The sequence below is a fragment of the Geobacillus sp. JS12 genome (assembly GCF_001592395.1).
GTDB lineage: Bacteria > Bacillota > Bacilli > Bacillales > Anoxybacillaceae > Geobacillus > Geobacillus zalihae.
The window spans coordinates 1,001,547-1,023,220 of record NZ_CP014749.1 but is presented as its reverse complement, the minus strand read 5'-3'; the positions used below and the strand labels follow the sequence as shown (position 1 = coordinate 1,023,220).

At 53.9% G+C, this 21,674-nt stretch carries 20 protein-coding genes and 6 pseudogenes; 7 read left to right on the top strand and 19 right to left on the bottom strand.

The window, feature by feature from the left end:
- Positions 1 to 104: 104 nt before the first annotated feature.
- From A0V43_RS05025 to A0V43_RS04995, 7 genes and pseudogenes are all read right to left on the bottom strand, one after another.
- Positions 105 to 1,550 (bottom strand): FAD-linked oxidase C-terminal domain-containing protein, encoded by a 1,446-nt coding sequence (locus A0V43_RS05025; RefSeq protein ID WP_063192537.1) that lies wholly within the window; start codon positions 1,548 to 1,550, stop codon positions 105 to 107.
- The gene (locus A0V43_RS05020; protein WP_128577977.1) at positions 1,547 to 2,908 is read right to left on the bottom strand and encodes a (Fe-S)-binding protein; all 1,362 of its coding nucleotides are present in this window, start codon (positions 2,906 to 2,908) and stop codon (positions 1,547 to 1,549) included. The genes A0V43_RS05025 and A0V43_RS05020 overlap by 4 nt, the downstream gene beginning before the upstream one ends.
- Positions 2,908 to 4,230, bottom strand: a complete 1,323-nt coding sequence (locus A0V43_RS05015; RefSeq protein ID WP_063192535.1) for an FAD-binding oxidoreductase — start codon at positions 4,228 to 4,230, stop codon at positions 2,908 to 2,910. The genes A0V43_RS05020 and A0V43_RS05015 overlap by 1 nt, the downstream gene beginning before the upstream one ends.
- The gene (locus A0V43_RS05010; RefSeq protein ID WP_063192534.1) at positions 4,208 to 4,486 is read right to left on the bottom strand and encodes a hypothetical protein; all 279 of its coding nucleotides are present in this window, start codon (positions 4,484 to 4,486) and stop codon (positions 4,208 to 4,210) included. Before A0V43_RS05010 ends, A0V43_RS05015 begins: the two co-directional genes overlap by 23 nt.
- A complete protein-coding gene (locus A0V43_RS05005) occupies positions 4,474 to 5,379 on the bottom strand; it encodes an NAD(P)-dependent oxidoreductase (RefSeq protein WP_063192533.1) in 906 nt (301 codons plus the stop codon). Before A0V43_RS05005 ends, A0V43_RS05010 begins: the two co-directional genes overlap by 13 nt.
- Positions 5,376 to 6,172 (bottom strand): annotated as a pseudogene (gene hyi / locus A0V43_RS05000) (hydroxypyruvate isomerase). Before hyi ends, A0V43_RS05005 begins: the two are co-directional and overlap by 4 nt.
- A 63-nt stretch (positions 6,173 to 6,235) precedes the next feature.
- Positions 6,236 to 6,823, bottom strand: a complete 588-nt coding sequence (locus A0V43_RS04995; RefSeq protein WP_063192532.1) for a TetR/AcrR family transcriptional regulator — start codon at positions 6,821 to 6,823, stop codon at positions 6,236 to 6,238.
- Between the two features lie 175 nt (positions 6,824 to 6,998).
- Between A0V43_RS04995 and A0V43_RS04990 the strand changes: the two genes are divergently transcribed.
- Together A0V43_RS04990 and A0V43_RS04985 are read left to right on the top strand one after the other, a co-directional pair.
- Positions 6,999 to 7,901 carry an ABC transporter ATP-binding protein gene (locus A0V43_RS04990; RefSeq protein ID WP_063192531.1) on the top strand — a complete coding sequence of 301 codons (903 nt, stop codon included), beginning with the start codon at positions 6,999 to 7,001 and terminating at the stop codon, positions 7,899 to 7,901.
- Complete coding sequence (locus A0V43_RS04985; protein WP_063192530.1) at positions 7,882 to 8,685, top strand: ABC transporter permease subunit; 804 nt, start codon at positions 7,882 to 7,884, stop codon at positions 8,683 to 8,685. The genes A0V43_RS04990 and A0V43_RS04985 overlap by 20 nt, the downstream gene beginning before the upstream one ends.
- Before the next feature lie 55 nt (positions 8,686 to 8,740).
- Here the strand turns inward: A0V43_RS04985 and A0V43_RS04980 are convergent, their stop codons facing one another.
- The 3 genes and pseudogenes from A0V43_RS04980 to cysK all read right to left on the bottom strand — a co-directional run bounded on the left by A0V43_RS04980 (position 8,741) and on the right by cysK (position 11,887).
- Positions 8,741 to 9,379 (bottom strand): Bax inhibitor-1/YccA family protein, encoded by a 639-nt coding sequence (locus A0V43_RS04980; protein WP_063192529.1) that lies wholly within the window; start codon positions 9,377 to 9,379, stop codon positions 8,741 to 8,743.
- Between the two features lie 45 nt (positions 9,380 to 9,424).
- A pseudogene (locus A0V43_RS20875) lies at positions 9,425 to 10,043 on the bottom strand (AbrB family transcriptional regulator).
- A 921-nt stretch (positions 10,044 to 10,964) separates the two neighbouring features.
- Positions 10,965 to 11,887 (bottom strand): annotated as a pseudogene (gene cysK / locus A0V43_RS04960) (cysteine synthase A).
- 224 nt (positions 11,888 to 12,111) lie between these two features.
- On the opposite strand from cysK, the gene A0V43_RS04955 reads away from it, so the two are divergent.
- Together A0V43_RS04955 and A0V43_RS04950 are read left to right on the top strand one after the other, a co-directional pair.
- On the top strand, positions 12,112 to 13,215 hold the full coding sequence (locus tag A0V43_RS04955; RefSeq protein ID WP_063193809.1) for a histidine kinase N-terminal domain-containing protein: 1,104 nt from the start codon (positions 12,112 to 12,114) through the stop codon (positions 13,213 to 13,215).
- A gap of 44 nt (positions 13,216 to 13,259) precedes the next feature.
- Positions 13,260 to 13,616: a hypothetical protein gene (locus A0V43_RS04950; protein ID WP_442899708.1), complete on the top strand. Its 357-nt coding sequence runs from the start codon at positions 13,260 to 13,262 to the stop codon at positions 13,614 to 13,616.
- Positions 13,617 to 13,690: 74 nt separating this feature from the next.
- On the opposite strand, the gene A0V43_RS19700 is transcribed toward A0V43_RS04950, so the two are convergent.
- The gene (locus A0V43_RS19700) at positions 13,691 to 13,831 is read right to left on the bottom strand and encodes a hypothetical protein (protein ID WP_164834607.1); all 141 of its coding nucleotides are present in this window, start codon (positions 13,829 to 13,831) and stop codon (positions 13,691 to 13,693) included.
- 495 nt (positions 13,832 to 14,326) lie between these two features.
- Between A0V43_RS19700 and A0V43_RS04945 the strand changes: the two genes are divergently transcribed.
- The gene (locus A0V43_RS04945; RefSeq protein WP_063192524.1) at positions 14,327 to 15,688 is read left to right on the top strand and encodes a S8 family peptidase; all 1,362 of its coding nucleotides are present in this window, start codon (positions 14,327 to 14,329) and stop codon (positions 15,686 to 15,688) included.
- Positions 15,689 to 15,889: 201 nt separating this feature from the next.
- On the opposite strand, the pseudogene A0V43_RS04940 reads toward A0V43_RS04945, so the two are convergent.
- From A0V43_RS04940 to A0V43_RS04925, 4 genes and pseudogenes are all read right to left on the bottom strand, one after another.
- Positions 15,890 to 16,459: pseudogene (locus A0V43_RS04940) on the bottom strand (YitT family protein); the annotation flags it as partial.
- A gap of 167 nt (positions 16,460 to 16,626) precedes the next feature.
- The gene (locus A0V43_RS04935) at positions 16,627 to 16,797 is read right to left on the bottom strand and encodes a twin-arginine translocase TatA/TatE family subunit (RefSeq protein WP_011231011.1); all 171 of its coding nucleotides are present in this window, start codon (positions 16,795 to 16,797) and stop codon (positions 16,627 to 16,629) included.
- A 108-nt stretch (positions 16,798 to 16,905) separates the two neighbouring features.
- Entirely contained in the window at positions 16,906 to 17,085 is a 180-nt protein-coding gene (locus tag A0V43_RS04930; RefSeq protein ID WP_063192523.1) for an H-type small acid-soluble spore protein, read from the bottom strand.
- Positions 17,031 to 17,246 carry a hypothetical protein gene (locus A0V43_RS04925; RefSeq protein ID WP_236930932.1) on the bottom strand — a complete coding sequence of 72 codons (216 nt, stop codon included), beginning with the start codon at positions 17,244 to 17,246 and terminating at the stop codon, positions 17,031 to 17,033. Before A0V43_RS04925 ends, A0V43_RS04930 begins: the two co-directional genes overlap by 55 nt.
- A 107-nt stretch (positions 17,247 to 17,353) precedes the next feature.
- Between A0V43_RS04925 and A0V43_RS04920 the strand changes: the two are divergent.
- A pseudogene (locus A0V43_RS04920) lies at positions 17,354 to 17,707 on the top strand (acyltransferase family protein); the annotation flags it as partial.
- Between the two features lie 89 nt (positions 17,708 to 17,796).
- Here the strand turns inward: A0V43_RS04920 and A0V43_RS04915 are convergent.
- Positions 17,797 to 18,906: an RNA-guided endonuclease InsQ/TnpB family protein gene (locus A0V43_RS04915; RefSeq protein WP_063192522.1), complete on the bottom strand. Its 1,110-nt coding sequence runs from the start codon at positions 18,904 to 18,906 to the stop codon at positions 17,797 to 17,799.
- A gap of 153 nt (positions 18,907 to 19,059) precedes the next feature.
- Here A0V43_RS04915 and A0V43_RS04910 point away from each other — a divergent pair.
- Positions 19,060 to 19,245, top strand: a pseudogene (locus tag A0V43_RS04910) (acyltransferase family protein); the annotation flags it as partial.
- A 90-nt stretch (positions 19,246 to 19,335) separates the two neighbouring features.
- On the opposite strand, the gene thiE reads toward A0V43_RS04910, so the two are convergent.
- From thiE to thiM, 3 genes are read right to left on the bottom strand one after another with little or no spacing between them, the layout of a single operon-like run.
- Positions 19,336 to 20,001 carry a thiamine phosphate synthase gene (gene thiE / locus A0V43_RS04905; protein WP_063192520.1) on the bottom strand — a complete coding sequence of 222 codons (666 nt, stop codon included), beginning with the start codon at positions 19,999 to 20,001 and terminating at the stop codon, positions 19,336 to 19,338.
- Between the two features lie 5 nt (positions 20,002 to 20,006).
- Entirely contained in the window at positions 20,007 to 20,807 is an 801-nt protein-coding gene (thiD, locus tag A0V43_RS04900; protein WP_063192519.1) for a bifunctional hydroxymethylpyrimidine kinase/phosphomethylpyrimidine kinase, read from the bottom strand.
- 18 nt (positions 20,808 to 20,825) lie between these two features.
- Positions 20,826 to 21,635, bottom strand: a complete 810-nt coding sequence (gene thiM / locus A0V43_RS04895) for a hydroxyethylthiazole kinase (RefSeq protein ID WP_063192518.1) — start codon at positions 21,633 to 21,635, stop codon at positions 20,826 to 20,828.
- Between the last annotated feature and the right edge of the window lie 39 nt (positions 21,636 to 21,674).

Here is a 21,674-nt window from a genome sequence, read left to right as displayed (position 1 = left end):
TCTTCCCCTCTCTCTTGTTTCTTATTACGAAACATCGTTTCTGAATTTCTCTAAAAAGATGATATCATGAAACGAAATGACTGACAATCGTTTTCAAAAAATTTTCATTTCACTGTCGGCGACGTCTTTGTCTCTACACACCGCCCCGGCGTCGGGAACAGCTTGCCGGCGTTGAGCAAGTTTTTCGGGTTAAACACGTCGCGGATGGCCGTTTGCGCCAAAATTTCCTCGTCAGTGAAGATGAAGCGCATCTCTTCTTTTTTCTCAATGCCAACGCCATGTTCACCGGTGATCGATCCGCCGACCGCCGCACACGCCTTGAGGCATTCGCTTCCGGCAGCAAGCGCCCGCTCCGTCTCCCCGGGCTTGCTCGCATCAAACAGCACAAGCGGGTGCAAATTGCCGTCGCCGGCGTGGAAAATGTTTGCGATTCTCAGTCCATACTTGCGGCTGATATCGGCGATTTCCCGCAGCACTTCCGGCAGACGGCTGCGCGGAATGACGCCATCTTGCACTAAATAATCAGGCGAAATCGCCCCCATGGCGCCAAAGCCGGTTTTCCGGTTCGCCCACCAACGCGCCCGTTCTTCCTCTGACTGGGCGACTTTCACTTCGCGCACATGATGGCGGCGGCAAATCGTTAAAATATCGTCGATTTGCTCGTCGATCCCGGCGGAAATGCCGTCCACTTCAATGAGCAACAGCGCGGCGATGTCTTTCGGATGACCGACCGGAAACGCGGCCGCTTCAACCGCCTCGATGGCCGTCTGGTCCATCATCTCGAGCGCTGCCGGCACGATTCCGGCGGAAATAATGTCGGAAACAGTTTGGCTTGCATCTTCCACTTCGTCAAAATAGGCGAGCACCGTTTGTTTGGCCTCGGGATTTTTCAACAAACGGACGGTGATTTTTGTCACGATGCCAAGCGTCCCTTCCGACCCGGTCAGCAGCCCGAGCAAATCGTAGCCGGGCGGATCGGGAACGCCGTTTCCGCCGATTTCAATCACTTCGCCGTTCGGCAAGACGACTTCAAGCCCTAAAATATGGTTCGTCGTCACTCCGTATTTTAAGCAGTGGGCGCCGCCAGCGTTTTCCGCGACGTTGCCGCCAATCGTGCAGCAGTATTGGCTTGACGGATCGGGCGCATAGTAGTAGCCGCGGTGGGCGACCGAGTTCGTCAACTTCAAGTTGACAAACCCCGGCTCGACGACGGCGCGCCGGTTTTCCAAATCGACGTGCAAAAGCCGCTTCATCCGCGTCAGGCTGATCACCACTTCGCCGTTTAACGGAATCGCCCCGCCGCTTAGCCCCGTGCCGGCGCCGCGGGCGAGAAACGGAAGCTCGTGCTCATGGCAGTATTTGACGACCGCCGCCACTTCTTCCGTGCTGTTCGGGAAGACAACCGCCCTTGGCAAATGGCGGTGAACGGTAAAGCCGTCGCAGTCATACGCCATTAAATCTTCTTTCCGGTATAAAATCGCCTGTTCCCCAACGATGCGGGCGAGCGCCTGAATGTGCGGGTCGTTCGTTGCAATCGGCCGTTTTCTCATATGCGCACGTCCTTCCCTTCTTCTTTTTGGTACGCCCAATCCAACAACTGCACCGTATGGACGATTTTTTGGCTCCGCCCGTATTTTTTCACGCCAAGCGCCATTTGCAGCATGCAGCCCGGATTGCCCATGGAAATGAGTTCCACCTCTTGCGGCACGTTTTGCATTTTGCTCTCAAGCACAGCCTGCGCCATCTCCGGATGGGTGAGGTTGTAAATCCCCGCGCTGCCGCAGCAGCGATCGGCGTTTGGCATAGCGACCATTTCCACCCCCGGAATGCTTTCAATCAAAGCGCGCGGCTCTTGGCGGATGCCCTGGCCATGGGCCAAATGGCACGCATCATGGTAGGTGAGGCGCACGTTCAATTCCGCTTTCGGCGGCTCAAACCCTGTATCATGCAGAAACTTCGACACATCCTCGACTTTCGCGGCAAACTGCTCTGCTTTTTCGTGCCATTCCGGGTCATCGCGGAACAATTCCGGGTACTCTTTCAACATACAGCCGCAGCCGGCGGCGTTGACAATGACATGATCGACGTCTCGAAACGCCTCGATGTTTTGCTTGGCGAGTTTCCGGCCCGTTTCCCGGTCGCCGGCGTGCACATGGAGCGCCCCGCAGCACGTCTGATTCGGCACGATGACGACGTCGTTTCCATTTCGCGTCAACACGCGGATCGTCGCCTCATTAATGCCGCTAAACATCACATCCATCACGCAGCCGGTCAAAATGGCAACCGTCCGCTTCGTTTCCCCCTTCGCCTTAATGAGCGGCTGGTGTCGATACTTTTTCCGCACCGGCGTGCCGACCCGCGGCAAAACCGCCTCCATTTCGGTTAAATGGTCCGGCATCACCTTGAGCAGCCCCGTTTTGCGCGCCACTGTCTGCAGCCCGCTTTTTTGGTACCATTTCAGCAGGCGGCCGAGCCAATCAAGACGCGACGGATGCGGAAACACCCCTTTTAAGAAGAAGTCGCTGACAAACGCCTTCCAACCGGTAAGCGGCACCGCCTGGCGGAGCTGGCCGCGCACTTGTTCAATAAGCCCACCGACATCGACATCGGCCGGGCAAGCCGTCGTGCATGCACGGCAATCCAAGCACGTAAAAATCGGATCGAGCAAATCAGGCGTCAACTCAAGCTTCCCTTCGCCGACGGACTTCATCAAATGGACGCGGCCGCGCGGGGAGTGCTGCTCTTGGCCGGTTTGTTCATACGTTGGACACGACTCCAAACACATGCCGCAGTGGACGCAATCAGCCCATTTGCTCGGGTCCGGCAAATCGGGAAACCGATAGTTGCCGAGGCTCGCGGTCGCACACGCCGGGCTGTCCGCCCGCTCATTGGTCATCGTGCTCATCATTAAATCCCCCCAATAAAGCGTTGATCGTTGACCGTTTTGTTTGGATCCACTTTCCGCTTAATCCCTTCAAGCAGGAAAAAGTACGACGGCTTTCCGCCCCAGACGTCAACGCGCTGGCGCAGCGAAAATGGCAAATGTCTCACGATCGCATAGCCGCCCAGGCGAACCGCTGCCTGACGCAGCTCCTCTATTGCCGCCAACACTCCTTCTTCACTTCCGTGTACATACGCCTGACAAAGCCCGTGGCCCAATCCGCCGTGCGCCTCGATGCGGACATGGCAACGGTCAGCGATTAAAACGCTTTCACGCAAGATGGAGAGTACATCCAAGTTGACAACCCCGATTTTCACTGCCGCTTCAACACCGTTTTCCGCCTGCTCCAGACGCCCGTTCGGTGCAATCGTGTAAAACGTCCGCCAAAACGCCGCTGTCTCTTCGCCGGCTAAAATGGACATTTCCACCGCTTTCGGCCGCAGTCGTTCAACCCAATGCTCTTGGTAATGGACGGCGTTTTCCACATCTTCAAACCCGATCACAAGCGTATAAACCGGCCGTCCCGTCAGCCGCTCGGAAAGCGCCGGATTGAGCAGTTCAAAACAAATCGGCTCCATCATAGTATCAAGGAACGAAACGGCAAACGAGCGAATGTCATGAAGCTCGCCGCTTGGGAACGACAGCAACACAACGCTTTCATATTTCGCGAGCGGTCGAAGCTTGAGCGTAATCTCGCTCAGCACCCCGAGCGTCCCCATCGCTCCAATGAACAGCTTGTTCATATCGTAGCCGGCGACGTTTTTCACCACTTTGCCTCCGGAACGAATAACGGTCCCGTTCGGATAGACGACGCGCAGCCCGATGACCGAATCGCGCGCCGACCCATAGCCGAGCCGCTTCGGGCCGCTGTCGTTGGCCGCAATCACCCCTCCGATCGTCGCTTCCTCCGGCCAAAACGGATCTAAGGCGACCTTTTGCCGATACGGGGCGAGCGCGCGCTGCAAATCGCCAAATTTCGTTCCTGCCTTGACGGTGACCGTCATATCAGCGGCCGCATGTTCGACAATGCTGGCGTAGTGTTCCAACGACAACAAGATGTCCGCCTGTTCCCGTTGCCCGCCAAACCCCCGTTTTGTGCCGCGTCCAGCGATGACGACTTTTTTGCCATGGCGGTCGGCATAGCGGAGCACCGCAGCGATTTCTTCCTCTGTTCGTGGATAGACAGCCACCGCCCCATCATTGCCGAGGGGATGGAACGATTCATTCCGTTTGATCTGTTCTGGATGCAAAAACGCCTGCAGCTCCTCAATCCATGTCAATGAAAGCATGAGCACCCTCCTTTGTTTCGTAATAAGAAACATCGTTTCTTTTTATCAGTAAATAAAGCGAACCGCTCGAACCGCTTTCTTTATCAGGCGGAGGGTGTCCCAAAAGAATCAGGACACCTTTTCTGATCACCGTCATATATACAAGTGATTTAGCGCAAAACAACCTTTGGAGCCAACCCTCCCTGCTACTTCTATTAAACCATCGCTCCTCCATTTTTTCAACGAATTTTTTGAATTTGACGATCATTTTGTCCATTCTGTCTCTTTTACCACCACCCCGACCTGCTGCTCGAGTGGCTGAATGACCGCGGCCATATCCAAGTCGGCAAGGCCTGCGGCGATCGCTGCGGCAAACGCTTCTTCCGCCTGCATTCCGAGGCGGCGGCCAAGGCCGATCTCGTCCATCAACTCGTTCGCCAGGCGCACGTCCTTGTGCACATACTTGACCGCCCCGCCAGGAGTGAATTGACGCGGCAGCACGAACTGCTCCATATGGCGGCGCAGCATCCGGCTGTCTCCGTAGCTTTCTTTTAACAGCCGATACAGCTTCCCGGCATCAAGCCCATAAGCGACGCCAGCGACCATCGCTTCCGCCGCGGCGACAGAATGGACAGCGACTAAGTACTGGTTGATCACTTTCGCCGCGCTGCCGGCGCCGCTTTCCCCTAAATATTCGACCGTTTTTCCCAACACACCGAGCAACGGGCGCACCTGCTCCCATGCTTCTTTCGCTCCGCCGACCATGATTGTCAGCGCCCCTTGCTCCGCCCCTTCCGGACCGCCGCTTACTGGCGCATCCAAATAGGCGACGCCGTGCTCGTCGGCGCGCCGGGCGACAAACCGGCTTGTTTTCGGACCGACGGTCGTAAAATCAAGACAAATCGTCCCCGGACGGGCCGCGCTGAGGACGCCGCCTTCACCTGTATACACCTCGATGACATCATCCGGCATCGATAAGCACGTGCAAATGATATCCGCCTCGCCAGCCAGCTCTGCCACTGTCGCGGCCTGTCGGGCTCCAAGGTTGACAAGCGGAACCGCTTTTTCTGTCGTACGGTTGTACACCGTAACATTGAATCCCGCTTCAAGCAGCCGTCTAGCCATGCGCGATCCCATCACGCCCAAGCCGATAAAGCCGACGCGTGTCATCGTCCGCCTCCCCCTTTCATTCCGCGGTATTCCTCATACCAGGCAAAACTTTCGCTGCTTTTCCCTGATGGAATGTACTCAAGTCCAATCGCTCCATTGTAGCCGTGCTCTTGCAAAAATGCGAAAATCTCGCGATACGGAAGCGCTCCCGTCCCCGGCTCATGCCGCCCAGGGGCATCGGCAAATTGCACATGGTCAATCAATGGTTCATAGGCCGCAAACGTCGCTGTCACATTGCGTCCGAGCCGAGCCATATGATAGACGTCATATTGCAATTTCACATTCGTCCGGCCGAGATCGCGGATGATCACCGCCGCTTCCTCAATATCGGTTAAAAAGTAGCCGGGCATATCGAACGGATTGATCGGTTCAATCGTCAGCGTCAAACCGTGGACGCCGAGCGCAGCGGCCGCCTCATCCAAGCGGCGCATGTATATTTCTTTCGCCCGTTCCCGCGGCAAATCGGCCGGAACCACTCCGGCCATGCAATGAAGACGCGGCGCGCCAAGCGCGAGCGCATAGCGCACTCCTTCCTCGAGCGCACGGTGGAAATCGTCATGACGGCCGGGAAGAATCGCCAGTCCGCGCTCCCCTTTTCCCAATCGCCAGCGGGCAAATTCAGCAAAACAAGCGACAGCCCGCATTCCTCCAGCTCAGCGGCAACCGCCTCAGGCGCCGCAGCGTACGGGAACTGGCACTCAACGAGCGAAAACCCATGCTGCTTCGCCTTGGCAAACCGGGCGAGAAACGGCGCTTCCGTGAAAATCGTCGAGACATTGACGGCAAACTTCATCATGAGGCCCCTTTCTTCTCCATTTCTTTCTTTTATTCGCCCCACCCTTCGCCGATTCCTGCCTCACCGCGTTTCACCTTTAATGCCGTAAAAAAACAGCCGCACCATGTCTTCGACCAATCGCTCATTATACAGCGAAGCCGGAATTTTTTCCGACAGCTCCCGCCATCCGTTCAAGTAAAGCAACAACGCCTCGATGGATAAACGCGGGTCAACTTCCCCTTTTTGCTGGGCTTCGCGAATCATGTCCACCACCAACGGCAGCACCCGCGTTTCATTTAGCAGCTCGATCGAGCGGCGAAATTCTTCATCCTCCTGCATCCAGCTCAGCATCACATCTGCCCAACCTTCTTTAAACAATTTCACCTCTTGGAAAATCGTATGCTTCACCTTTTCCTCAAACGATCCCGCTTGTTTCAAAAACGCCTCGTATTCATCCACTTGCCGGACCACGTCATCGAGGAGCGTTTCGCGGATGAGATTTTCCTTGCTTCCGAAATAATTGTAGATCGTTACCGGCGATACATGAGCCTGTCTCGCGATCTCTTGGATCGTCACCTCGCGCGGGTCCCTTATTTTTTGGAGCAGCTCCAGCACCGCCTGCTTGATCGCCTGCTTTTTTTGTTCTGTCCGCCTAGCAAAGCCGTTCATCCAGCACCACCTTCCGCTCCGTTTTTCTTTATCTATTCTACCGCTAACTATAATGAAATATAAATAAAAACAAATTACAAAATTTATTGATGATGCACCAAATAATGACGTATAATAAAAATGAAATATTTAAACATTAATATTTCAAAAAGTCGGCTCTAGGGGAGGTCATGCCATGATCGAACTGCAACAGTTGACCAAAGTCTTTCCAAACGGCAAGGGCATTTTTGATGTCACCTTAACCGTCCGTGAAGGGGAAGTATTCGGCTTTTTAGGGCCGAACGGCGCCGGAAAGTCGACGACGATCCGGCACTTGCTTGGATTTCTGAAACCGACGAAAGGACGCGCCGCCATCAAAGGGTTCGACTGTTGGCGCGAGTCAGTCCGGGTGCAGGCGTTAATCGGCTATTTGCCTGGTGAAATCGCCTTCCCCGAAGGAATGACCGGGATGGAATTGCTCGACCTGCTGGCCGGGATGCGGCGAATGAATACGACCCGTTACCGTGACGAGCTGATTGAACGGCTGCAGTTGGATGTCCGCCTCCCGATCCGGAAAATGTCCAAGGGGACAAAGCAAAAAGTCGGCCTTGTCGCCGCGCTCATGCATGATCCTGAAGTGATCATTCTCGATGAGCCGACATCCGGTCTTGACCCGCTCATGCAGCAAACGTTCATCGACCTGATCCGAGAAGAAAAACAAAAAGGGAAAACGATCTTTTTGTCTTCACACATTTTTCCTGAAATCGAGCGGACGTGCGACCGAGTGGCGATCATGAAAGACGGCCGTCTGATGGAAGTCAATGATGTTCACGAACTGCAATCGATGCAACGGAAACTGTTTGACGTCATCTTGTCCCGCCAAGAGGATGTCGCGAAACTGCTCGCCTCGCCGCTCGAGGTCGTCCACCATGCCGGCCGCCGCGTCTGCATCGCCGTGCAAGGAAACTACGATGCTTTCATTCGCGAGCTGGCTCAATACAAGGTGCAAAGCCTCGATATCCATGCGCAAAGCTTAGAAGATATTTTTCTGCATTACTATGAGCACCGGGGGATGAACGATGAACACCGCTTTATATAAACATATGGTCAAAACACAAGCTAAAACCATTATCAGCTATTCGGTCGGGTCGGCCTTTTATATCGCGCTGATTGCGGGCGTCTACCCATCGTTGGCTGATTCAAAAGCCATCAATCACTATCTCCAACAGCTACCGGATGAGCTTCTGAAAGTGTTCAACATCACCGGTATGGACAACCTGCTCGAATTCATCGCCGGGGAGTATTACGGGCTGCTGTTTCTTTTAATCGGCTCGATTTATTGCATCACCGCCGCCAATCAACTGATGGCGCGGCCCATTGACCGCGGCTCGATGGCGTATTTGCTGGCGACGCCCAATTCCCGGCGAACGATCGCCTTCACCCAGGCGCTCGTGCTGCTCACAGGATTAGCGGCCATCGTCATCTTGACAACCGCAGCCGGTTTTGCCGCCGATGCATGGCTCGTGACCAACGATTCCCTTGATCGAGAACGGTTTCTCCAAATCAATGTCATTGGATTCCTTCTCTTTTTCGCCATCAGCGGCTATTCGTTTTTCTTTTCGTCGACAGCCCATGATGAAAAACGCGCGCTGTCTTTATCTGGCGGGATCACCATCCTGTTTTACAGCTTCGACCTTATCGGCAAGCTGGCGGAGAAAGCGGAATGGCTCCGGTATGGGTCGATCTTTGCCGCCTTTGAACCCGGGAAAATCGCCCAAGGCCAAGTCGAATGGCTCCCTGTCTCTTTGCTGTTATTCACGATCGGCGTCCTCGGCTACACGGCAGGGATTGGCCTGTTTGCCAAGCGCGACTTGCCGCTTTGATCTGTGCCATCGTCATAGAAAAAGGGCTGCTCCTTTTGGCAGCCCTTTTCGATGCTCAATCCTCATCGCTGGCGAAAAAGCGCAAAATGTAGACAAACAAGTTGATGAAATCAAGGTAAATATTGACGACAATCATCGGAATGTCCGCTTCCGTAAAGCCATAGCGAGCCAAACGGTTGATGTCGTAAATCGTAAAGCCAAGGAAAATCAAAATCCCCAGCGCCGCCACTCCCATTTGCCCGACGCTGGAAAATGGAATGAACCATTGCATGATCAGCAAGCCAAGAAGCGCAAACGCCCCAAGCATCAAAAATCCGCCAAGGAACGAAAAATCTTCTTTCGTTCTCGCCGCGTAAATGGCAACGCCGGAAAACGATACAACGGCCAACGCAAACGCTTTGAACACCGCCGCTGCGCCGATGACGGACAGGTAATAGCCGATGAGCGGATAAAGCGTCGCCCCCGAGACAAACATAAACGCAAACATCAGCGGATAGCCGACCGCTTTTTTGCTGCGGGCGAAGATCATCACCAAAAGCAAAATGAGTTCCAGGCCATAGAGCGGCAAGTACATACCGGCCGGCACCCATTGCCCGGCATACAGCCCTGCGGTCGCAACAGCCAGCGCCGCTAAAAAGGAAACCGCCAACTTCGCCACCGGGCTGTGCGGACGATAAACGGTCGAATGGTTCATGGCAACCCCTCCTTTTTTTCTAGTTTAGCATATATTCGTTTCTTGTTACAGCCCTTTCTTTTTGATTGACACAGACTGCATGAACCGTCCATCATGATGCATGGCCCATCGTTCGATCCATCGAAACCAGCGGGCGGCAAACCATTTTTTCAGCACCGGTGGAACGACAAGCAAAATGAAAAAAATGCGGAACATTTGATAACTTGTCACAACAGCAAGATCGGCATGCGCCTCCCGCGCCAAAATCCCCATTTGATCCATGCCCCCGGCGCCAAAGCGATGAACGCTGTCAAATACGGCACGCCATGCAAAACCGTTAAGACAAATGCGGAAGCCATGGAAAACAAAATGAGCGCAAGGCCGGTGGCCATCGCGGCCAGCACCGCTCTTCCTTTTTCCGCGATGCGGGCCGGTTTCAGCATGACGCCTAGGTAAGCCCCATCGCGATTTGCGCGATATCCAACACAGCGTTGCGAATGCCGACCGGCCAATACAACGTTCCCTTCCAAAAACGGCCGACCAAAAGCAACGCGGCGGCTGGACCGAGCATCCAATGGAGCGGAATGCGGAACAAGGCGAAAATAAAGCCGCCGAGCGCCCCAATCACCAGCGTCAACGCGATGCGCGCCATGTTGTTCCACTTCTCTTGTCTTTTCGAGGCCAAGCGAACACCTTCTCTCTTCCTTTCACAACGACTTTCACCGAATCAACCATTCTCTGTGCTCTCCCTCATGCACATAGCGAAAGCCTTCAGCCGTCCATCGTCAATCTATAGTCAACACACAGCGATGAGACCGTGCCAACAAGAAAAAAAGATGGAAAACAAACAGGATCATTGATATCATATTGTCTGATTCATTAAAAACGGAGGAATTCGAAATAGTTCATCCTATTTCGCGCAGGAGACTCCCACTTCAACGACCAAAGGAAGTAAATGGGAGAGGAATGCGCGTTCCCTCTTTCTTTTGTGTATGATAGAATAAAGGCGTGGAGAAAACCGTTAAATAAAGGCACTCCAATAACGGCGGCTCGATGTATGGAGTTGGCTGCAGGAAACGTTGCAACCGTCAAACATCGAGCGTAGGTCTGTCTGTTGTGTGTGGAAGCCAAGTACTGCCAACAGACACACCGAGAGAATCGGTAACGATGCAGGCATGACCTGCGTCGTTGGGTAGTCGTCAACCTGCCCCCTGATGCAACCCCAAGTCAAGGAAGGAGGACGAAGTCCGTTTGCACTTCTGGGGAGTTGCAAGCCCCCACTTCAAGCGTTAGCTAAGTGGGGGTAGTTGACGAAATCCGTCTCTGTTTTTATCATTCCGACCATGACGCAGCGCTGCGCTCGTTCGATCTGCCAAAAGAACAGCAACAATTCACTGCACTCCCCGCTGAGGCGCTCAACGCATGCGCCAAGGAACCAGAAAGAAAGCCGATTGTCATCCTTCATCAAGAACGACCGGTCGGTTTTTTTGTTCTCCACACCGGCGAACGATCAAACAAAAGCATTCCTCTTCGTTTTGCAGAGAGGAATGTTTCCCTTCCCATGAAAGGCAAGAAATCCCCGCTTTTTTCGTCGATCGACGTCCGCTTAATCAGCAAATAAATCGGATGACAAATACCGCTCGCCGGAATCGGGCGCCATGCAAAGGACGCGTGCGCCTTTCGGGAGCTGTTTCGCCACTTTGATGGCGTAATAGGCACTGGCAGCGGCCGAAGCGCCGACCAAAATTCCTTCCTTCGCCGCCAGTTCGCGCGCCATCTGTTGGGCATCCTCATCTTTGATCAAAAAAATGTCATCATAAATCGAGCGATTTAAAATTTTCGGGATAAACCCCGGACCCGTGCCGGGAATTTTGTGCGGCCCCGGCTTGCCGCCCGACAACACAGGCGAACCGTACGGTTCAACGACGTAAATGCGCAAATTCGGGATGCGTTTTTTCAGCTCCTCCCCTGTTCCGGTCACCGTCCCGCCGGTGCCGGCGGTTAACACGAACGCATCGAGCCGTCCATCAAATGCTTCATAAATTTCCACCGCTGTTGTATGCCGGTGTGCATCCGGATTGGCCGGATTTTCAAACTGCATCGGAATAAAGCTGTCAGGGATTTCGCTAGCAAGCCGGTTTGCCTCATCGATCGCCCCTTGCATCCGCTTCTCCGCCGGCGTCAAATAGACTTCGGCTCCGTACGCCTTTAAAATTTTCACCCGTTCGACCGTCGCATTGTCGGGCATCGTAATGATGCAGCGATACCCCTGGCGGCGCACACCATGGCCAGGCCGATGCCGGTGTTGCCGGACGTCGGTTCGATGATCGTGCTTTTTCCCGGTGTAATTTTCCCTTCCGCCTCCGCGCGTCGGATCATTTCCCAAGCGGGCCGATCTTTGACGCTGCCGCCCGGATTGAACGATTCGAGCTTTATGTATACCTCTGCCCCGTTTGGATCAGGAAGGCGGCGCAACTTGACAATCGGCGTGCCGCCGATCAAATCTAAAATCGAGTCATACAATTTCACGATCGTCCCCAACCTTTTGCAAAATATTTGTTCATCCCATTCATTATAAATGATTTTTCCTTTTTCATTCAAACAGTCTGTCCGGTCCGCAGCACCAGGCGTTTTTGGATTGCTTTTCGCAAAAGGACGTTCATTTAGCCGGATCGATTGCGATTTTTCCTCTGTTCTAGTCCGATATTCCCCCTTATAATAAAAAATAAACGATGGAAAGCGAGGTGGCTTTTTTGGCATCTGCGGCACAGCAGCTCGTCACCCATTTAGAAGCCCATTTGCCGAACTTTCTCGCCTATTGGCGGCAACATATGAAAATTGCCGACGATGACAAATACATCGATCATGTCGAACAAAACGGCTTGGCGGTGTTCACCTTGGTCAAAGAGGCGCTGCTGCAGTCGCGGCCCGGCGAGATGGTTGAACGGCTGGCGAACAAAATCGCCAAAGAACGGGCGGAGATGAACGCCGGCATCGGCGCCCTTGTTTACAACGTAAACTTGGGACGGCGCCTGATCATCAACCATGCGTTGGCCGCACCGCTGTCCGTCGATGAGCTCGCCCCGCTCATTGACCATATGAACGAGTTGTTTGACCAGTTTTTGTTTCATGCGGTCACCAAATACAATGAGTTAAAAGAAAAGGAGCTGCATGAGAAAAATGCGCTCATTGCCAGATCGCATCAAGACCGGCTGACGCTGCTTGGGCAAATGTCATCGAGTTTTGTCCATGAGTTTCGCAATCCGCTTACGGCTATTATTGGTTTTATTCAATTATTGAAGTTTGAGCATCCGCATCTTCCTTATTTAGACATTATCGACCATGAGTTGCAGCAGCTGAAATTTCGCATTTCGCAATTTTTGCATGCCTCACGCAAAGAAATTGTTGAAAGCGAAAAGGAAACGTTTTCGCTTTGCCAGCTGTTGGAGGAAATTATCGAGTTTTTATACGCCACGATCGTCGACAGCGATGTCGACCTTTCGGTGGCGATCGATGAATCCATACATATATTTGCCTATAAAGATCAGCTGCGCCAGGTGCTGGTAAATATTTTGCTCAACTCGATCGAAGCGTTGAAAGAGAGGGAAAAACCGCGGCGGATCAACATCGCCGCCCGTTGCCAAGACGGAAGCACCATCATCGAAATCGCTAACAACGGTCCGTCCATTCCGGCCGACATTGTGGAAACGATTTTCGAGCCGTTTTTTACGACGAAAAAACTCGGAACCGGCATCGGGTTGTACATTTGCAAAAAAGTGATTGAAGACCATGGCGGAGATATCCGCTGTTCATCCGATGAAGACATGACGACGTTTTCCATCCGCCTCCCTGCATAATGAACAGCGGAAATGGGCATGATGGATGAAAAAAGGTGATGCCGATGAAATCATTTTGGAAAGGCTGGTTGGAGCAGGCGGCAAGTGCCATCCGCGAATGGCTCGAGCGGGAGATGCATTCGTTCGCCGAGCTCGCTGCGTTCATCCGCCATCATCCGGATACCGTTCGACAAGAACGCACATGGCTTGGCTTGACGTACCGGTTCTACTCGCTCACGATAAACGGAGTGTCATTGAAAATGGAAACGAAAGTCGCCCGTGAAGGCAAGGAGCGCATTCTCTTTTTATCGGTCCATGCTCCGCGTACGAAAGCCGCTGTCTACCGCGCCTATGACGAAGACGGCGATTTGGCGGACATCATCGCCACTCCGCCGCTGTCCCAAAAAACCGCACCGGTTTGACCACGGTGCGGTTTTTTCATCATCATTTCGCGAAAAAGTCCCGCTTCCGAGCGAAACGAAAGCAGGAAGAAAGGTCAACCCTTCATGCCCTGCAGCCATTCTTGGTAGCATTCCGGACAAAGCGTTTCTTCGTGTTCTTCGCCATTCGTATGGAACGATACGTAATGCACGTTGTCGTCGCACTCACATTGACAATAGAAGCACGTTTCGCTCATCGACTGTCCCTCCTTGTCCGTTAGTGTGGACAATCCGAGGAACATCATTGCAAGGAAAATATGATCAACAAAGGATACTACCATCCGACCAACGTTCAAGAGCAGCTGCGCCTCGATTTGCAAGCAGCGCAGCAAGTGCTGTCTAGATGCAATCAAAACGTTTAACATATCTTGGACAGAAAAGCCGCTTATCGATTTTTCGACTGTCGAGGGCCAGCCACAGGCTTGCCCCCGTCACGCCTTGGCGTGGCGGAAGACTGAACAACCACCCGCTTCCTAGACCCATACATGGGGCTGAAAGCGGTGTTGTTCGGTCTCCCGACAATCGATCAAATGCTCGGCAAAAGCGGCAAATGTAAAAATTTCCAATTGCATCTGTATGCAATCGATCGGCCGCTGAAGAAGAAAATGGGATTCGCCATGGCAAAAGGTGAATCCCATTTTTCATGATTTGTCGGTCAATCGCCCATCCTAACAACAAAGGAGGTGAACAGCGTGAAACGCCGATACCAAATATGGGCCGCGGCCAGCGCGGTTGTTGCCCTACTCGTTGCCGCAGCCGCCTTGGGGCGACCGGCTCTAGAAGAAAACGCCCCGGCTCCACCGCGGCTGAAGCCGTTTGACGCCGAGGTCGCACCCACCCATCCAACCGTTGTCGCCTTAGACAGCTTAAGCGCAGGCGAGCAGCTGAAACAGCAGTTGAACAAGCACCCGCGCATTCGGGAAATCCTCCATAATCGCCGCGGTGACCGAAGCCATTATTTCGCCAATGAGATCGTCGTCCGCTTTCGGGCATTGCCATCGGAAAGCCGTCTTCAACAAATGGAGGCAGCCATCGCCGGCCAGCTCATCAAGCAGGTCGACCACGTGTTTGTATTCCGTTCGCGCGGGCAAACGTACGAAGAGATGCGCCGCTATTTCCGATCCCTTCCGATGGTTGATTATTGCGAACCGCACTACATTTACATGCAAAATGAGTGGAACAATCCGGTGCCGATCCCGAACGATTCGTTTTACGCCCGCTACCAGTGGAACTTGCCGGCCATTCATACGGAAGCTGGTTGGACGCTGTCGCGCGGCAAGCGGAATGTGCCTGTCGCCATCATTGACAGCGGGGTCGATTTGACCCATCCCGATTTAATCCGCCGCCTTGGTCCCGGATACAACGTATTGGCCGACGACCGCTCTCCGAATGACAAAAATGGCCATGGCACCCATGTCGCTGGCATTATCGCCTCACAGCCGAACAACGACGAAGGAGTCGCCGGCATAACATGGTTCAACCCGATCATGGCCGTCAAAGCATTAAATGCGGACGGCTATGGAACGAGCATCGACGTGGCGAAAGGCATCCGCTGGGCGGTCGACCACGGGGCAAAGGTCATCAATTTAAGCCTTGGCAACTACCAACCGTCCTCGGTGCTTGAAGAGGCGATCCGCTACGCCGACGCCCATGATGCCGTGCTTGTCGCCGCTTCCGGCAACGACAGCACATCACAGCCGAGCTTTCCGGCCGCGTATCCAGAAGTGATCAGTGTTGGCGCTGTCAATCCGGATCTTTCCTATGCACTTTATTCCAACTACGGCGACTATGTGGATGTCGTCGCGCCTGGAACGAACATTGCCAGCACGTTTGCCGGCCACCGGTACGCCGCCCTTTCCGGCACGTCGATGGCCGCGCCGCACGTCACCGCACTCGCCGCTTTGATCCGCTCCGTCAACCCGCGGCTTTCGAACGATGAAGTGCGCGACATTATTCTCGAAAGCGCTGATGACTTAGGCGAGAGAGGAAAAGATCCGTATTACGGCTATGGGCTGATTAACATCTACCGCGCGCTCGAGCTGGCTAAGCGATAACCGATGCTCCTTCCGCCAATGATTGGGGAACTCGTCGCTGGGAAAGGTCAAATGGACAAAATTCTCATCTCCTGTGCGAACGATGTTAAAACTCCCCACAGCATCAATCAGCAAACAGCCGGAAACGGCGCCTTCGGTGCCGCATTCCCATAGAGGAGCGCCTATCTGCTGAAACGAAAAACGATGGGGATTCGGGCTATACCCCATCGTTTTTTCGCGCGTCAACATCGTCGTCACCGCCCCGACGACCGTGACAACGACAAGCGAGTGGACAAACGGCACTGAGTCGATGATCATGCTCCCAGCTGAAATAATGCAGGCGTCAATGACAAAAATGATGATCCCGACGTTCCAGTTCGTCCATCTAGCGATAAACTGGGCGAGCAGGTCGGTCCCGCCCGTGCTCGTCTCCTCGCGCAGCATCAAGCCGATGCCCGCGCCGACCAGCACCCCGCCGATGACCGCGCTTGGAAGCGAATCCAACACCACCACGCCGCGCAAAACGGACAATACGTCAATCATCCATGAGGAAAATAAAAGTCCGTGCAAGCTGTTGTAAAAAAACGGGCGGTAGTAAAACCATGCAGCTGCATAAAGCGGAACGCTTAAGACGATCATCGTCAACCCAACCTGAACGTGCCACACGTATTTGGCGATCAGCCCGAGCCCGATCATCCCCCCATCAAGCAAATGGTGAGGGACGAAAAAGACGTTGATGCCAACGCCAAGAAGCAGACTGCCGACAATCACCGCCGCCATTTTTTTGATCATCACGAAACCCCTCCGCCACGGCTTATCCCAACGAGCCAACATACCTCCATATATATGTATATGGCGCCCCTTGACAGAGCTTGTCTCTTTTTTGCCGCATCGCGGAGGAAATGGCTAGTCACGGACGAAATACAAAAATAAGAGGCCAGGCCTCTATGCCCAACCTCTTATTTTTGCGCTTTTGTCGTCTCGTCATCGTCGATGATGCCTTTTGTCGCATTCTTAAATTCGCGCAGCGTTTTCCCGGCCGCTTGTCCTAACTCCGGCAGCTTTTTCGGTCCGAAAATGAGCAAAGCGAAAAAGACGATGAGCGCAATTTCTCCAAAGCCGATGTTCATGTTTGTCACTCCAATGTTCAAGCGTCGTTTCTTGAATCATTATACCATAGAAGAACGGACGGTGTCATCGTCTTTCCCTTGACAAAACGGCGACAATTTGCCCATCTCTCATTGTTCCTCAAGCAGTCGCACCGGTACGTCTGGTTCGTGTTCCGGCTCATCGGTGAAATAAACGCGAGCCATTTCGCGCTCATCATCGACGTGCTGAATCACCACTTGTTTCCCTTTATACATCACCGGAACGATCTCCCCAGCTTCAGCCATTCGCTTCGCCCGCAACAGTTCCATCTACTCCCTCCTTTCGCACTGTCCTCCGCCTGCGCCCGCAAGCTTTTCCAAAACAACTCGTCGCTAAAGACGATCTCATGAAGCTCTCCTTCGTCTCCTTTGGCGTTGATGATTTCAAGCAACTGCGTCATATCGTCCATTTCGCGCCGATCGTTTTTCACCGAATCATCCCCTTTCTTTGGCAAACTGATGACAGCGGCCATCCCATCGCTTCGTTTCCTGCGTTGACTCCCTCAAAAAGAAGGAGTATGATTCGAATTGGTGTGTATATTTGCTTGGATTTTTCTTTCAAAAGTCGGCGATCGAGCGCTTGTTTGCCGCCCCAGTGCGCCTCGTTTCGCTATTTGTGCTTGTTGGCATGTTTTTCGTCATCCATTTCGGGTTTCCGGATTTGCCGCAAGATTGGCTGTACGGCTCGAAATCGTACGATACGCTCGGCGTCTCGGAACCAGCCGGCATTGCGAGCCGCCTCGCCATTTATGGGGCGAGCCTGCTCATGATGTTTGGCTTTCTGTCGCTCATCCCGAGCCGTCGCTTCTCCTTTTCCGTGCTCGGGGCGCGCACGTTTTACATCTATATCTTGCACGGGTTTATTGTGACATACTCCCACCACCTACGCTTCGCTTAGAGGTGGGGGCTTCTCGGGTAATCCCATCTCATGATGGGAAGTTGACCGAGCGATCCCCGTGTGCCCCACGGTTCGAGGACAAATTAGACGATCGCCAATCGTTTCATGCCCTCATGTTTGATATTGATGGCCGCATTGACGTCCCTGTCGCTCTCGAATCCACATTCACAGCGGAATGTACGCTCAGAAAGCGATAGAGACTCCTTGACTCGACCGCAGCACGAACACGTTTTGGACGAGGGGAACCATTTGTCGATTTTGATCAGCTTCTTCCCCTGTTCGGCCAGCTTGTACTGAAGGAAAGTGGTGAACATGCCCCAGCCGTTGTCATGAACGCCTTGACCGAAATGGAGGGCTTGTGACATCCCTTTCATGTTGAGGTCTTCGATGACCACGCAATCATACCGTTTCGCTAATTTGTGCGACTCCTTATGCAGAAAGTCCTTGCGCTGGTTGGCAATTTTCTCATGCAGCTTCGCTGCTTTCAGACGCTGTTTATGCCAACGATTCGAGCCTTTCTTTTTACGAGACCATTTACGCTGTTCTTTCGCTAATGTTTCCAATGCTTTGCGATAGAATCGAGGATAATTGGCTCTCTTACCCTCGCTATCGACATACAGCGTACTCATGGAAAAGTCAAGCCCAACAACCGTTTGCACTTCTTTTAGGGCAGGTTGATGTTCGTACTCTGTGAGAATAGAAATATAGTATTTTCCTGTTTTGGTTTTCGTGATCGTACAAGACTTGATGATATGGTGGGCAGGAATCTCCCGATGTTGCTTGAGCTTGATCCATTTCAGTTTGGGCAGCTTGATATAGCCATCTGAAAGCTTGATGTTGCCATTCACCACATTTGTGGTGTACGACTGTTTCGCCTTGCGGTTTTTGAACTTGGGAAATCCAGCGCGGCCAGAAAAGAAGTGTTGAAACGCTTTCTGCAAATTTAGTTGAGCATTTGCCAGCGCAAGGCTGTCCACTTCTTTTAGCCAAGGAAACTCCTTTTTGTACTTGGCAGGGGTCGGAAATGTTTGCTGTTTCAAGGATTCTTGATCGTCCTTGAACTTTTCAAACATTTGTATGCGCTCTTCAAGCATTTTGTTGTAAACGAAACGGACACAGCCGAAGGTTTTGGTGAGCCGTTGTTCTTGTTCTTTTGTTGGGTATAGACGGAACTGATAGGCTTTGTTTGCCATATCGACACCACATCACTTCATACCTTGATTTTCGATATATTTTTTCTAAAACTGATTGTATCATAACACACAAAAAAAGAGACAACTTTAGGCTATACCTAACCAAAATTCATCTCCCACTTTCCCTTCGTTTCGAAGTGGGAGACTTCTTTCGGAAAGATGTTAAAATATTTACACGAGACGCCATTCCCAGACTTTATTATGGATGTGCACGGCTATCCGCTTCTGCTTGCACTGTCGGTTGCCATGATGCTCATCCTTGGAAGCAAGCCGGTCGTCCGGCTCGTGCGGCCGCTGTTGGAATGGCGATGGCCGAACTGGCGGCAGACAACGACCTAGCCGTCAAAAAAGAAGGTGTCCCGAACTATCAACGGGACACCTTTTTTCATTTATGGCGCTTTGCCTACAAGTGGAAACCGACTTTTTCATTCAGCGCGTGCGAGCTGCCCGCACCGCTTCCGCTAAGGCGGCGGCCGCCGCCTTTGGCGACGGAGCCGAAGCGATGGCGCTGATGACGGATACCCCATCCGCCCCGGCTTCCACAACGGTTTTGGCGTTCGCAGCCGTAATGCCGCCAATGGCGGCGATTGGAATGGTGATGCCGGCTTCGCGCAAGCGGCGGAGAACATCCGGTCCTTGCGCTTCCTTTGCATCCTCTTTCGAACTGGTCGGGTAAATCGGGCCGACGCCGAGGTAATCGGCGCCCGCCTCAACGGCCGCCATCGCTTCTTCGACGTTGTGCGCTGAGACGCCCAAAATTTTATCGCCGATTTTTTCCCGCACGCGCCGCGCGTCCTCATCGTCTTGACCGACGTGGACGCCGTCGGCATCAATGGCGAGAGCCAGCTCGACGTCATCGTTGACGATAAACGGCACCCCATAAGCGCGGCAAAGGTGCTGCAGCTGCCGGGCGAGCTCCTCTTTGTCCGCCCCTTTTAAAGCGCCCGGCCCTTTTTCGCGGAATTGAAACAACGTCACACCGCCGTCAAGCGCTTCTTTCAGCACATCGGCGGCCGGACGTTCGCTGTTTTGGCTTCCCATAATGAAGTAAACAGCCAGCCGCTCCTTCATTTCACCGCTCGCGATGCGCGCCATCGTTCTCACTCTCCGTATTGGCGGTACGCCCAATGGTTCGTCGGCCCATGGCCTTGGCCGATGCCGAGCGGATGGGCAATCGCCGATTGCACAAACGCCTTCGCCGTCGCGACAGCGTCGACAGGATGCCGCCCTTTCGCCAGCTCAGCGGCGATCGCCGCGGCAAACGTACAGCCGGTTCCGTGCGTATGGCGCGTGTCAATTCGCTTGCTTTTAAAATAGGAAAATTCGCTGCCGTTATACAGCAAGTCGACGGTTTCTTCGCCATCATCGTCATGGCCGCCTTTCACGACGACATAGCGGGCGCCCATCCGGTGGAGGAGGCGCGCGGCTTCACGGCGGTCATCCATCGTGCGGATGACAACGCCCGTCAACGCTTCCGCTTCTGGAATGTTCGGTGTAATGACAAGCGCCATCGGCAGCAGCTCTTCTTTCAGCGCGGCCACCGCTTCCTCTTGCAACAGCGGAGCGCCGCCTTTGGCGATCATCACCGGGTCGACGACCAGCCGCTCCCATTTCTGTTTTTTCACTTGTTCAGCAACCGTACGAATGATCTCGGCACTAAAGAGCATGCCGGTTTTCACCGCATCCGCGCCTAAATCGGCGGCCACCGATTCGATCTGGGCGGCGACTGCTTCCGCCGACAGCGGAAAGACGCCTTGCACGCCAAGTGTGTTTTGCGCCGTCACCGCCGTGATCGCTGACATGCCAAAGACGCCGAGCTCCTGGAACGTTTTGAGATCGGCTTGGATGCCGGCGCCGCCGCTGCTGTCCGACCCGGCAATCGTCAACGCTTTGTACACCATCGTGTTTCTCCTCCCCTTTTACCGTTGTTCCACCCGGCCATACCGTTTGACATCATCGACGCTTGTATACGCCAACGCGTCCAAAAACGCCGTCTGGAAGCTGCCCGGTCCGCGCTCCCCGGCTTTGGCCGCCGCCTGCTCCGCTGCGACGCCGTAATACACAAGCGCGGCCACCGCCGCTGCCGCCGCATCGCGCTCCACGGCCGCAAACGCTCCGACAACCGATGTCAGCAAGCAACCCGCTCCGGTCACTTTTGTCAACAACGGATGGCCGTTCTGAATCAGATACGTCGTCTGTCCGTCCGCAACGACGTCCTCTTTTCCAGTAATCGCGACAACGGCGCCGAGCTGCTCCGCCGCCCGTTTGGCCAACGCCACTCGATCGCCGCTTCCTCCGCCGGCATCGACTCCTTTAATCGCCCACGCCTCACCGATCATATTGGCGATCTCCGCCGCATTGCCACGGATCACGGCGAGCTTGACTTGTTCCGCGATGCGGCGCGCCGTCTCCGTCCGGTAGCGCGTGGCCCCGGCCCCGACCGGGTCGAAAATGACCGGCACGCCGGCTTCGTTCGCCGCCCGGCCGGCGATCAACATCGCCTCTACTTCCTCAGCGTTCAGCGTCCCGATGTTCAATACGAGCGCGCCGGCAAGCTTCGCCATCTCTGCCACTTCCTCTTTCGCATACGCCATCACCGGCGAAGCGCCAAGCGCCAGCAATCCGTTCGCCGTAAAATTCGTCACGACGACATTCGTCATATTGTGGACGAGCGGATTGGCCTCTCTCACCCGCTCGCGCAGTTCCGCCCATTCACGCCAATCGGCCATCGCTTACCCTCCCCTTTCTCGACAAACACCCTTTGCCAG